This window comes from Martelella mediterranea, assembly GCF_021021415.1.
Taxonomy (GTDB): domain Bacteria; phylum Pseudomonadota; class Alphaproteobacteria; order Rhizobiales; family Rhizobiaceae; genus Martelella; species Martelella mediterranea_C.
The window spans coordinates 339123-351631 of record NZ_JAINWJ010000001.1 but is presented as its reverse complement, the minus strand read 5'-3'; the positions used below and the strand labels follow the sequence as shown (position 1 = coordinate 351631).

Genomic DNA, 12509 nt, shown 5'->3' with positions numbered 1-12509 from the left:
GGTTGCCAGCTTCCGGGAATTTGAATACCGTTTTCCGGCAACGTTTCAGTTGGGAGGACAAGATGAAACATGCAATTCTCACCGCAGCGCTCGCTGCCGGCGTCGCGATGCCGCTTTCCGCCAGCGCGACCGATCTCGAAGTAACCCATTGGTGGACCTCCGGTGGCGAAGCTGCCGCCGTGAAGGTGCTTGCCGACAATTTCAATGAGACCGGCAATAACTGGGTCGACAGCGCCATCGCCGGTTCCGGCACCACCGCCAATCCGATCATCGTCAGCCGCATTCTCGGCGGCAACCCCATGGGCGCAACCCAGATGAACACCGGCCGCGACGCCGAGGAGCTCATCAAGGCCGGCCTGATGCTCGATCTGACCGAGCTTGCCGAGAAGGAAGACTGGGCCAGCAAGATCCGCCCGGCCAAGCTTCTCGAAGCCTGCGAATATGATGGCCGCATCTATTGCGTTCCGATCAACATCCACTCCTGGCAGTGGATGTGGCTGAACCGGCATGTGTTCGAGGACAATGGCATTCCGGTCCCGACCAACTGGGCCGAGCTGGTGGAAGCGGCGCCAAAACTGCAGGAAGCCGGCGTCATTCCGCTTGCCACCGGCCAGCCCTGGCAGGTCGACGGCATCCGCAACGTGATGCAGGTCGCGATCGGCGGCGTCGACAACTATCTCGCCGTCAATGGCGACAAGGATCCCGAAGCGGTGATGAGCGATGAAAACCGCGCCATCTGGGAAGCCTTCGCGCAGGCCCGCGACATGGTCGATGATGCCTATTCCGGCCGCGACTGGAACGTCGCCACCAATATGGTGATCCAGGGCGATGCCGCGGCCCAGATCATGGGCGACTGGGCGCAGGGCGAATTCGCCCAGGCCGGCCAGGAAGCCGGCGTCGACTATGATTGCCTGCCGGGCCTCGGCAACAACCCGGTTCTGGATACCGGCGGCGATGCCTTCTACTTCCCGAAGACGGATGATCCGGAAATCACGGCCGCCCAGCTCGAGCTCGCCTCGATGCTGGTCTCGCCCGAAACCCAGGTTGAGTTCAATCTGGTCAAGGGCTCGCTGCCGGTGCGTGGCGATGTCGATCTGGAAGCCGCCAATGCCTGCATGAAGAAGGGTATCGAGATTCTCGCCAACCCGGAAAACGTGCTGCCGTCGACCGAGCAGTTGCTCGATTCCGATACGCAGGGTCAGATCACCGACCTCGCGCTCGAATTCTTCTCCTCCGACATGTCGGTCGATGAAGCCATGGAGCGGCAGAAGGAAATCATCGAACAGGCAATGTAATTTGCCCGGTTGAGCGGCGGGGCGGGTTTGCCCGCTCCGCCTTTCTTTCTGCACCAATCTCGTGAGGGGAGCAGCAATGGCTGATGTCGCTCGCCGTCCGATGGGTCTGTTCAAGAACCTGAACGCCAAGATCGCGGCCATACCGATGATGCTCACCGCGGTGGTCATCTTCATCGGTTGCACCGCCTGGACGGTCATCTATTCATTCACCGATTCAAGGCTTCTGCCGAGCGAGAACTTCGTCGGCCTTGCCCAGTATGATCGCCTGTTCGGCACCACGCGCTGGAATGTCGCGATCGGCAATCTGCTGATCTATGGCTGCCTCAGCCTGATCTTCTCTTTCGTCGTGGGCTTCATTCTGGCAACGCTGCTCGACCAGAAGATCCGCTTCGAAAACACCTTTCGCACCATCTTCCTCTATCCCTTCGCGCTTTCCTTCATCGTGACCGGTCTGGTCTGGCAATGGATTCTCGATCCCGGCCTCGGCCTGCCGAAATTTCTCGATGAACTCGGGCTTCCCGGCGGCAATCTCGCGCTGCTCGGCAACAAGCACACCGTGATTTACGCGCTCGTGATCGCCGGGCTGTGGCAGGGCACGGGCCTCGTCATGGTGCTGATGCTGGCGGGGCTCCGCGGCATTGACGGCGAAATCTGGAAGGCCTCGAAGATCGACGGCATTCCGGCATGGCGCACCTATATCTTCATCGTCATTCCGATGATGCGCGGCGTGTTCGTCACCACGCTGGTGATCGTCGCCTCCGGCATCGTCCGGGTCTACGACCTTGTCGTCGCCATGACGCAAGGGGGACCCGGCTTCGCCTCCGAAGTGCCGGCGAAATATGTCTACGACCTGATGTTCCAGCGCGGCAATATCGGGCAGGGGCTGGCGGCCTCCACCGTCATGCTGGTCACTGTGTTCATCATCCTCGTGCCCTGGGCACTGATGGAATTCAGAGGCAAGAAGAGGTAGCAACATGGCTGACATCGCTTTGAACGGACCTGCGGGTCCGCGTCCGAAACGCCGGCTCGCCCCCTCCAGGATCATTCTCTATTCCATCCTGTTCGTGGCCGCGGTCTATTATCTGATCCCGCTTTACGTGATGATCGTGACCTCGTTGAAGGGCATGCCGGAAATCCGCATGGGCAACATCTTCGCCCCGCCGGTGGAAATCACCTTCGAACCCTGGGTCAAGGCCTGGAGCGGGGCCTGTACCGGGCTTTATTGCGAAGGCATCAGCGTCGGTTTCTGGAACTCGGTCAAGATCACCGTGCCCGGCATCATCATCTCGATCGCGGTCGCCTCGGTCAACGGCTATGCGCTTGCCAACTGGCGCTTCAAGGGCTCGGAGTTCTTCTTCACCGTGCTCCTGTTCGGCGCCTTCATCCCCTATCAGGTGATGCTCTATCCGCTGGTGATCATTTTGCGCGAACTGCACCTGTTCTCGACGCTTCCCGGCATCGTGCTGGTGCACACCATCTTCGGCATGCCGATCCTGACGCTGTTGTTCCGTAACTATTTCGCCTCGCTGCCGGAGGAATTGTTCAAGGCGGCGCGCGTCGATGGCGCGGGGTTCTGGCAGATCTTCTTCAAGATCATGCTGCCGATGTCGTTGCCGATCTTCGTCGTCGGCATGATCATCCAGACCACCGGCATCTGGAACGACTTCCTGTTCGGCGTGATCTTCGCAGGCCAGCAGAACTATCCGATGACGGTCCAGCTCAACAACATCGTCAACGCGGTGCAGGGCGTGAAGGAGTACAATGTCAACATGGCGGCGACCCTTCTGACCGGCCTTGTCCCGCTCGCCGTCTATTTCGTTTCCGGACCGCTTTTCGTGCGCGGCATCGCCGCCGGCGCGGTGAAAGGGTAAATGATGAATACCAGTGTTTCCATCAAGGACCTCTCGCTCTCCTTCGGAGCGATCGACGTCCTCAAGAACCTCGATCTCGATATCCATGACGGCGAGTTCCTGGTGTTGCTCGGCTCGTCCGGCTGCGGCAAGTCCACGCTTTTGAACTGCATTGCCGGGCTGCTGGACGTCACCGGCGGCCAGATCTTCATCAAGGACAAGAACGTCACCTGGCTGGAGCCGAAGGATCGCGGCATCGGCATGGTGTTCCAGTCCTACGCGCTCTATCCGCAGATGACGGTTGAAAAGAACCTGTCCTTCGGCCTGCAGGTCGCCAAGGTGCCGAAGGCTGAGATCGACAAGCGCGTCAAGCGCGCCTCCGAAATCCTGCAGATCGAGCCGCTCCTGAAACGCAAGCCTGCCGAGCTTTCCGGCGGGCAGCGCCAGCGCGTCGCGATCGGTCGTGCGCTGGTGCGCGATGTCGATGTGTTCCTGTTCGACGAGCCCTTGTCGAACCTCGACGCGAAGCTCAGGTCGGAGTTGAGGGTGGAGATCAAGCGGCTTCACCAATCGCTTGAAAACACGATGGTTTACGTGACCCACGACCAGATCGAGGCGATGACGCTGGCCGACCGGATCGCGATCATGCGCGGCGGCGTTATCCAGCAGCTTGACGAGCCGACCACGATCTACAACCGCCCGGTCAATCGCTATGTCGCCGGCTTCATCGGCTCGCCGCCGATGAACTTCATGGATGGCGAACTGCGCCGCGAGAACGGCAAGCCGGTGTTCCGCACCAATGACGTCGACTTCTCGCTCGAAGGCTATGATGCCAATGGCGAATTGCCGGAATCCGGCAAGGTGACGCTCGGCGTCAGGCCGGAACATATCGTCATCGACAAGGCGCTGTCGGAGGAAAACCTCGAAGTGCACGAGGCGACCGTCGACCTTGAGGAGCCGATGGGCGCTGACAGCCTGCTGTGGCTGAAACATGCAGGCCATCTGATCACGGTCAGGGTCAACGGCAATGTCCGCTACAAGGTCGGCCAGAAGATCCGCTTCGCCTTTGATATTCCGCTTGCCTCGGTCTTCGATGCGAAGACCGAACTGCGGCTTTGAAGCAAGGCCGCGACGGGGCATTCCGCGCGGCATGAATAACAGACAGGGCCTGCCGGTCGGATCGATGGCGGCAGCCGGAGGAAACAGATGACAAAACTAGGATTCCAGCTTTACAGCGCGCGCAACTACCAGCCGTTTTCGACCATCTTCAAGAAACTCGCGGCAGCGGGTTACGCTGAAGTCGAGGGCTACGGCGCGCTTTATAACGATCTCGACCAGGCAGCGCTCGACCGGCTTTCCTCCGATCTGGCGGCGATCGGGCTTGCCATGCCGACCGGTCACTTCAGCCTCAACATGCTGGAAAACGAGCCCGAACGCGTGCTCGAGATCACATCGGCGCTGAATATGGACAGCGTGTTCTGCCCCTTCCTGATGCCGGATGACCGTCCGAAAACGGCTGACGGCTGGCGCGATTTCGGGGCCCGGCTGGAAAAGGCCGGCGCGCCCATGCGCGATGCCGGCCTCGTGTTCGGCTGGCACAACCACGATTTCGAATTTGCCGCCCTTGATGATGGCAGCGTGCCGATGACGCATCTGATGGAAGGCGGACCCTCGCTTGCCTGGGAGGCCGATATCGCCTGGGTCATTCGCGGCGGCGCCGATCCGCTGCACTGGATCGAGACGTTCAAGGATCGCCTCAGCGCCGTCCATGTCAAGGATATCGCCGAGCCGGGCGAAAACGAGAATGAGGATGGCTGGGCCGATGTCGGCCACGGCACGGTCGACTGGAAGGGTCTGATGGGCGTCCTGAAGCCGCTGCCGATCCGCCACTACATCGTCGAGCACGACAATCCGAACGATATCGACCGGCTTATCGAGCGGTCGATCGCATCCTTCCAGTCTTTCTGAACGAGGCATTCATGACCAGCGAACTTGGTGTCGGCATCCTTGGATGCGGCAATATTTCCGCGACCTATTTTTCTCTCGCGCCGCTGTTTCGCGGCCTCAAGGTGCTCGCCTGCGCCGACATCAATCCGGCGCCGGCCACCGCGCGCGCGGAGGAATACGGCGTGACGGCACAGAGCGTCGACGAACTGCTCCAGAACGACGAGCTTGACGTGATCGTCAACCTCACCATTCCGGGCGCGCATTACGAGATGTCGAAGCGGATTCTCGAGGCGGGCAAGCACGTCTATTCGGAAAAGCCGCTGGTGCTTTCCGTCGACGAGGGCAAGGAGCTCGGCCGGATCGCCGCCGAAAAGGGGCTTTCGGTCGGCTGCGCGCCGGACACGTTTCTGGGCGGCGCCCACCAGCGCGCCCGCAAATATATCGACGAGGGCGGCATCGGCCGGGTGACCTCCGGCACCTGCCACGTGATGAGCCCGGGCATGGAGATGTGGCATCCCAATCCGGATTTCTTCTTCCTGCCCGGCGGCGGCCCCGTGCTCGATCTCGGCCCCTATTACATCGCCAATCTGATCAACCTGATCGGCCCGGTGAAACAGGTGGCGGCGCTGACCTCGATGGCGAACGAGACCCGCACCATCACCTCCGAACCGCGCCGCGGCGAGATCATCCCGGTAAAGACGCCGACCAATATCCATGCGCTTCTGGAATTTCAGAACGGGGCGACCATTTCGCTTTCCGCAAGCTGGGATGTGTGGGTGCACCGTCATTCGAACATGGAGCTTTACGGAACCGAGGGAACGCTGTTCGTGCCCGACCCCAACTTCTTCGGCGGCAAGGTCGAGGCGGCGGGCCGCGATGGCAAGACATCCGAGCTCGACAGCCAGGATCACCCCTTCGGCAAGCCCAATCAGGGCGAGCGCGCCAATTACCGCACGGCCGGCTTGGCCGATATGGCGGTGGCGCTGATCGAGGGCCGCGATGCCCGCTGCTCGCTCGCCCGCGCGCTGCACGGCGTCGACGTCATGGCCGCGATCCTGAAGTCCGGGGAGACCGGCGCCTTCGTCCCGCTTTCCACCACCTGCACCCAGCCGGCGGCGCTGGATGCGGAGGCGGCCAGGGCGCTGCTGCGGTAGGGCGTGGCGCTTTGCGCCCGCCTTGCCTATAATCGAATCGCAAGAGGCGGCGTTCTGCCGCCTTTTTCATGGCCGGGCCGTCCCGGCCGTCTTCAGGCAGGAGGATATGATGCGCTGGACACCCTCGAAGACCCGCTACGATACGATGAAATACAACCGCTGCGGCGCGTCCGGGCTCAAGCTGCCGGCGATTTCGCTCGGCCTGTGGCACAATTTCGGCGACGATACCGAGCGCGCCCGCAAGGTGGCGATCTGCCAGACCGCGTTTGATGCCGGCATCACCCATTTCGATCTCGCCAATAATTACGGCCCGCCCCCCGGCTCCGCCGAAAAGGCCTTCGGCGATATTCTGCGCAACGAATTTTCCGGCCTGCGCGACGAACTGATCATCTCCTCCAAGGCCGGCTATGGCATGTGGGACGGGCCCTATGGCGAGTGGGGCAGCCGCAAGAACCTGCTGGCCTCCTGCGATCAGAGCCTGAAACGGCTTGGCCTCGACTATGTCGATATCTTCTATTCCCACCGCTTCGATCCCGACACGCCGCTGGAGGAGACCATGATGGCGCTCGATCAGATCGTGCGGTCGGGCAGGGCGCTTTACGTGGGAATTTCTTCCTATAACTCCGAACGCACCCGCGCGGCCTACAAGATCCTGAAGGAACTGAAGACGCCCTTCGTCATTCACCAGCCGAGCTATTCGATGATCAATCGCTGGGTGGAGGAGGACGGTCTGCTGGATACGCTCGAGGAACTCGGGCTCGGCTCGATCGTGTTCTCGCCGCTGGCCCAGGGCATGCTGACGTCGAAATATCTGAAAGGCATTCCCGATGACAGTCGGGCGGCGCAGGGCAAATCGCTGCGCCATGAATTCCTGCGCGAGGACACGCTTGAGCATATCCGGGCGTTGAACGCGATCGCCGAGCGGCGCGGCCAGACGCTGGCACAGATGGCGTTGGCCTGGGTGTTGCGCGGCGGGCGGGTCACCACCGCGCTGATTGGCGCAAGCCGTCCCGAACAGGTGCTCGATTGCGTGAAGGCCCTCGATAATCCCGATTTCACCGAGGCGGAACTTGCCGAAATCGACAAATATGCTCGCGAGGCCGACATCAATCTCTGGGCGAAATCGGCCGAACGCAAGGGACCGGAACGGCAGAAGTAGCCGGGTCCCGGACCGGCGGACAAAAAAAGGCCTGCGGGGGCACTACTCGCCCGCAGGCCACATCGCCCCGGCCATGCGCGCCCGGGGCAATGCCTTCATGGCGGATTACTCGGCCACAAAGCAGTCGGAGAGATTGCCGGCGAGGTTTTCCAGAAGCAGGAAATAGAGATCCGGTCCGTCCTCCAGGCCCGCGCCCAGCGGATCGAGAACGCCGGTGCGGGCATCCGTGCCCTCGATCACCGTGTCGACGATCTTCGGCGGGAACTGCGGCTCGGAGAAGACGCAGGCAGCACCCAGTTCGGTCAGCTTGTCGTGGATTTCGCGGATGCGCTGTGCGCTCGGCGGGGCTTCGGGGTTAACGGTGATCGAACCCGCGGCCTCGATGCCGAAGCGATGGCCGAAATAGTGGTAGGCATCGTGGAAGACGACATAGGGCTTGGCGTTCACGGCGTCGATCTGGGCCTGAATGTCGGTCGTCAGCGCATCGAGCCGGGCGTCGAGCTTTTCGGCATTGTCGGCATAGATCTCGGCGTTGGCGGGGTCGTTTTCCGACAGCGTTTCCGCCATCGCGGCGGCAAAGGCCTTCGCATTCATCGGGTCAAGCCACATATGCGGGTCGACTTCGCCGTGGTCATGGTGATCGTCATGACCGGCTTCGTGATCATGGTCGGCATGGTCGTGCCCGTCTTCATCATGGCCTTCGTGATCATGGTCATGCGCATCGAAAGCGCCGCCTTCGCGCGGGGCCAGCGTCTCCACGCCGGGGGCGTCTTCCAGTTCCACGATCTCGGCATTGCCGCCGAGCGCGTCGAGCGGCTTGTCGAGAAAATGCTCCAGCGCCGGACCGATCCAGAACACGACATCGGCATTCTGGAGCGCGCGCGCCTCGGATGGCGTCATGCTGTAGGTGTGGGGCGAGGCGGCGCCCTTCACCAGAAGCGTCGTTTCGGTCGCGGTTCCCGCGGTAAGCGCGGTCGTCAGCGAATAGAGCGGCTTGATCGACGTCACGACCTTGAGGGCATCTTCTGCCGCTGCGGTCTGGGCGAGGGCCATCGCGGCCGTCGTGAGGAGAAGCAGGCGGGACGTTTTCATGAGATCCTCATTCTTTTCGAAGGCGGGAAGCCCGGGGATTGCAGTTCGACGTAATGTTATTACATCAATTGCGTTACGCTATAACGTATGCCATAGACGCGGACAAGACGGAGTTTTGAAAAAATGCACTCGAATGACCTGCTGGTCTCGCTCGACAATGCCGGGCTCCACCGCAATGGAAGGTGGCTCGTGCGCGGCGTGGGCTTCAGCGTGCGCCGCGGCGAGATCGTCACCCTGATCGGGCCGAATGGCGCGGGCAAATCTACCAGCGCGCGGATGGCGCTCGGAGTTCTCGCGCCCGATGAGGGCAGCGTCGAGCGCGCCGCGGGGCTGACCGTCGGCTATGTGCCGCAAAAGCTTGCCATCGACCATTCCCTGCCGCTGACGGTGCGTCGCTTGATGACCCTGACCGGGCCGCTCCCAGCCGACGCGATCGCCGAAGCGCTGGAGGAGGTCGGCATCGCCCATCTCGCAAGGACCGAAGTCCAGACGCTGTCCGGCGGCGAGTTCCAGCGCGCGATGCTGGCGCGTGCGATTGCCCGCAAGCCCGACCTGCTGGTGCTGGACGAGCCGGTGCAGGGCGTCGACCATGCCGGCGAGATCGCGCTTTACGCTCTGATCTCGCGCATCCGGGAACGCCAGGGCTGCGGCATATTGATGATCTCGCACGACCTGCATGTGGTGATGGCGCGGACCGATACGGTCGTCTGTCTCAACGGCCATGTCTGCTGCACCGGTACGCCGGAGGTCGTGAGCGGAAGCGAGGCCTATCAGTCGCTACTCGGCGCCCGCGGCGATGGCGCGCTCGCGCTCTATCGCCATGATCACGATCATACCCATCTGCCCGATGGCAAGGTGCGCCATGCCGATGGCTCGGTCACCGAACATTGCCATCCCGATGACGGCCATCATCACGAGGCGCAGGAACATGCTTGACGATTTCTTCGTCCGCGCTCTGGTCGCCGGCATCGGTGTCGCGCTGATGGCGGGTCCGCTCGGCTGCTTCATCATCTGGCGCAAGATGGCCTATTTCGGCGACACCATGGCGCATTCGGCCCTGCTCGGCGTGGCGCTGTCGCTGCTGTTCACGGTCAACCTGACGCTCAGCGTGTTCGTGGTGGCCACCATCGTCTCGGTGATGCTGATCATGCTGGAGCGGCGGCGGGCGCTCTCCACCGACAGCCTGCTCGGCATCCTCGCCCATTCCACGCTGGCGATCGGCCTGGTGATCGTATCGTTCCTGACCTGGATCCGGGTCGATCTGATCAGCTTCCTGTTCGGCGACATCCTCTCGGTAACCCGTACCGATATCGCCACGATCTGGCTCGGCGGGCTGGTGGTGGTCGCGGCCGTCGCGGGCCTGTGGCGACCGCTTTTGGCAGCGACGGTCTCGCCCGAGATCGCCCAGGCCGAGGGCATGCGGCCGGAGACGGTGCGCTTCATCTTCATGCTGCTGATGGCGCTGGTGATCGCGATCGCGATGAAGATCGTCGGCATCATGCTGATCACCTCGCTCCTGATCGTGCCGGCCGCCACCGCCCGCCGCTTCGCGCGCACGCCGGAGATGATGGCGGTGTTCGCATCGCTGATCGGGGTTGTGAGCGTGGTGGCGGGATTATATTCCTCGCTCTATTATGACACGCCATCCGGTCCTTCGATCGTGGTGGCCGCCATGCTGATCTTTCTGGTGACGCTGGTGCCCGAAGCGGCAAGGCGGCCGCGATGAAAACGAGGGACGAGATGAAAAGGCCCGACGAAAAGCTGACACGCAACCAGGCGCTGGTGTTCGACTGCCTCAGCGGCAGCGAGGCGCCGATCAGCGCCTATACCATTCTGGACCGGCTGCGCGATCACGGCTTCAAAGCGCCGCTGCAGGTCTATCGCGCGCTTGAAAAACTCACCGAGGCCGGGCTGGTCCATCGGCTGGAGAGCCTGAACGCCTATGTCGCCTGCGCCCATCCGCATCAGGATTGCAGCCATCACGGCATGACGGCCTTCGCGATTTGCGAGGGCTGCGGCGCGGTGATCGAGTTTCATGCCCACGATATCGAGGACGCGCTTGGCGAGTTGGCGCGGTCGAAAGGGTTCCGGCCCGGCGCCATGACCGTGGAAATGCGTGGGTTATGCGCGGAATGCGCTGCCGGCGAGGCATGATGCCGTCTATGCGAGCTCAGTTTCGCAGGGCGGCCTTCGCGGCCTTCGCGGCATTGTCGGCAAATTCCGGAGCGGGATCCATGGAGAGGTCGACCTGCGTACAATTGCGGCCCGCGCGCTTGGCGGCATAAAGCGCCCGGTCGGCCCTGATCAAGAGGTTGCGCGAATCGTGCTGGGTCGTCGCCGGATGCTCGACGGCGATGCCGATGCTGACCGACAGCCGCTTGCTCGGACTCGATGCGTGCGGGATGGCGAGATCTGCGATCGCGTCATGAATACGGTCGCTGAGGGCAAGGGCCGCATCTTCGTCGCTGTTCGGCAGCACCAGTGCGAATTCCTCGCCGCCGAAGCGGGCGGGAAGATCCTCGTCGGACCGGGTCGATGCCTTGAGCGCGGCGGCGACCCGTTTCAAACATTCGTCGCCGGCGGGATGACCGTAGGTATCGTTATAGCCTTTGAAGTGATCGATATCGATCATCAGCATGCTCAGCGGCTGGTCCGCCTCCGCTGCTGCCGTCCAGCTCTGTTTCAGGAAATCGTCGAACAGGCGGCGGTTGGCGAGCGCGGTGAGCGCATCCGTGTTCGAGATATCGTTGAGCGAGCGATACTTGGCATAGAGCGCGTCGGCATAGACCTTTTCCCGCAGATAGAGGAGGAACACCTTCCGCTCGACCGACTCGATGCGATAGCTCGCCAGCAAAGTGAGCAGACTTGTCACGCCGAGAAAGATCAGCGGAGAGGCCTTTTCCATCGGCAGCAGTGTCGGCAGCGGAAGAATGAAGAAGGCGGCGATGGCGAAGTTGACCGAGGCGGCAACTACGGCCTGTGACGTGCGCAGCGGCAGCGCGATATTGCCGACGATGGCCAGCAGAATAAAAGTGTAAGGTTCGAATTCCACGATCGGGTTGCCGGGCGTCTTCAGCATCAGCCCGGTGCCGATCGCCGAGACAGCGACGCCGAAAACCGAAATCCAACCCGGAAGGCGGGTGTCGAGATCGCGCATGATCAAAACTGTTAGCGCTGACAGCAAGGCCAGAACAACGCCGGATCTGATCAGGGTCATGCGGGCCAGCAATTCTTCCCGATAAATCAGATCGATAAAGGCAAAACCCGCAATCACCAAGATGCCGATCGCGCCCGCCCAGACGAGCTGGCGGTGGCGGCTGCGATGCATCTCCTCCACGAAGCGGCGCTCGAGCGGGCGCGTGAAGCGAAGCAGCACACCCCGTTTTCTCAGGTTGAGTTCAATCTGCTCGTCGAGCAACTGGTCCGTGCTCGACAGGCTCGCTACGCGTCGCAGCATCATGACGTCCGGGACTCCGCCGGCCCGAGATCGCGGCTGAAACGCTTCCAGTTGGCGATGTAGTTTTCGGCCGACTGACGAAGGCCGGCGATGGCATCGGCATCGAGTTCGCGCACGGCGCGGGCCGGCGATCCGACGATCAGGCTGTTGTCGGGAAAGGATTTCCCCTCGGTCACCAGCGCATTGGCGCCGACCAGCGAGTTGCGGCCGATCGTCGCGCCGTTCAGGATCGTGGCCCCCATGCCGACAAGGCTGTTGTCGCCAATCGTGCAGCCATGCAGGATCACGCGGTGGCCAATGGTGCAGCCTTCGCCGATCGTGGTCGGGAATCCAAAGTCGGTATGGATGATGACCCCATCCTGGATATTGCTGCCCCTGCCGATGGTGATCGGCTCGGTGTCGCCGCGCAGCACGGCGGCAAACCAGATGCCGACATCCTCGCCGACGATGATGTCGCCGATCACCGACGCGTCGGGAGCGATCCAGAATCTGCCTTCAGGCGGCAACTGCGGCCGTTTATCGGCGAGGTTGTAAAGCGGCACGTCTATCTCCTCT

13 protein-coding genes are annotated in these 12509 nt (G+C 62.2%); 10 read left to right on the top strand and 3 right to left on the bottom strand.

Features of this window, described 5'->3' with window-relative positions; translation table 11 throughout:
- The first annotated feature begins 62 nt into the window (after positions 1-62).
- The 7 genes from K7H91_RS01610 (at position 63) to mgrA (ending at position 7405) form a co-directional block, all read left to right on the top strand.
- Positions 63-1295, top strand: a complete 1233-nt coding sequence (locus tag K7H91_RS01610) for an ABC transporter substrate-binding protein (RefSeq protein ID WP_230718430.1) — start codon at positions 63-65, stop codon at positions 1293-1295.
- 76 nt (positions 1296-1371) lie between these two features.
- Complete coding sequence (locus K7H91_RS01605; protein WP_230718429.1) at positions 1372-2265, top strand: carbohydrate ABC transporter permease; 894 nt, start codon at positions 1372-1374, stop codon at positions 2263-2265.
- A 4-nt stretch (positions 2266-2269) separates the two neighbouring features.
- Positions 2270-3166 carry a carbohydrate ABC transporter permease gene (locus tag K7H91_RS01600; RefSeq protein ID WP_230718428.1) on the top strand — a complete coding sequence of 299 codons (897 nt, stop codon included), beginning with the start codon at positions 2270-2272 and terminating at the stop codon, positions 3164-3166.
- Between the two features lie 3 nt (positions 3167-3169).
- The gene (locus K7H91_RS01595; RefSeq protein ID WP_230718457.1) at positions 3170-4264 is read left to right on the top strand and encodes an ABC transporter ATP-binding protein; all 1095 of its coding nucleotides are present in this window, start codon (positions 3170-3172) and stop codon (positions 4262-4264) included.
- 87 nt (positions 4265-4351) lie between these two features.
- A complete protein-coding gene (locus tag K7H91_RS01590; RefSeq protein WP_230718427.1) occupies positions 4352-5113 on the top strand; it encodes a sugar phosphate isomerase/epimerase family protein in 762 nt (253 codons plus the stop codon).
- Positions 5114-5124: 11 nt separating this feature from the next.
- Entirely contained in the window at positions 5125-6246 is a 1122-nt protein-coding gene (locus K7H91_RS01585) for a Gfo/Idh/MocA family protein (RefSeq protein WP_230718426.1), read from the top strand.
- Between the two features lie 106 nt (positions 6247-6352).
- Positions 6353-7405 (top strand): L-glyceraldehyde 3-phosphate reductase, encoded by a 1053-nt coding sequence (gene mgrA, locus K7H91_RS01580; protein WP_419197428.1) that lies wholly within the window; start codon positions 6353-6355, stop codon positions 7403-7405.
- 105 nt (positions 7406-7510) lie between these two features.
- Here mgrA and znuA read toward each other — a convergent pair whose 3' ends face one another.
- A complete protein-coding gene (gene znuA, locus K7H91_RS01575) occupies positions 7511-8497 on the bottom strand; it encodes a zinc ABC transporter substrate-binding protein ZnuA (protein ID WP_230718424.1) in 987 nt (328 codons plus the stop codon).
- Between the two features lie 123 nt (positions 8498-8620).
- Between znuA and K7H91_RS01570 the strand changes: the two genes are divergently transcribed.
- Genes K7H91_RS01570 through K7H91_RS01560 form a run of 3 tightly spaced genes read left to right on the top strand, consistent with a single transcriptional unit; the run spans position 8621 to position 10651 of the window.
- Entirely contained in the window at positions 8621-9433 is an 813-nt protein-coding gene (locus K7H91_RS01570; protein WP_230718423.1) for a metal ABC transporter ATP-binding protein, read from the top strand.
- Positions 9426-10223: a zinc ABC transporter permease subunit ZnuB gene (znuB, locus tag K7H91_RS01565; RefSeq protein ID WP_230718422.1), complete on the top strand. Its 798-nt coding sequence runs from the start codon at positions 9426-9428 to the stop codon at positions 10221-10223. Before K7H91_RS01570 ends, znuB begins: the two co-directional genes overlap by 8 nt.
- A complete protein-coding gene (locus tag K7H91_RS01560; RefSeq protein ID WP_419197427.1) occupies positions 10220-10651 on the top strand; it encodes a Fur family transcriptional regulator in 432 nt (143 codons plus the stop codon). Before znuB ends, K7H91_RS01560 begins: the two co-directional genes overlap by 4 nt.
- A gap of 16 nt (positions 10652-10667) precedes the next feature.
- On the opposite strand, the gene K7H91_RS01555 is transcribed toward K7H91_RS01560, so the two are convergent.
- Entirely contained in the window at positions 10668-11954 is a 1287-nt protein-coding gene (locus tag K7H91_RS01555; protein ID WP_230718421.1) for a sensor domain-containing diguanylate cyclase, read from the bottom strand.
- Entirely contained in the window at positions 11954-12496 is a 543-nt protein-coding gene (locus tag K7H91_RS01550; protein ID WP_230718420.1) for a gamma carbonic anhydrase family protein, read from the bottom strand. Before K7H91_RS01550 ends, K7H91_RS01555 begins: the two co-directional genes overlap by 1 nt.
- Positions 12497-12509 lie beyond the last annotated feature (13 nt).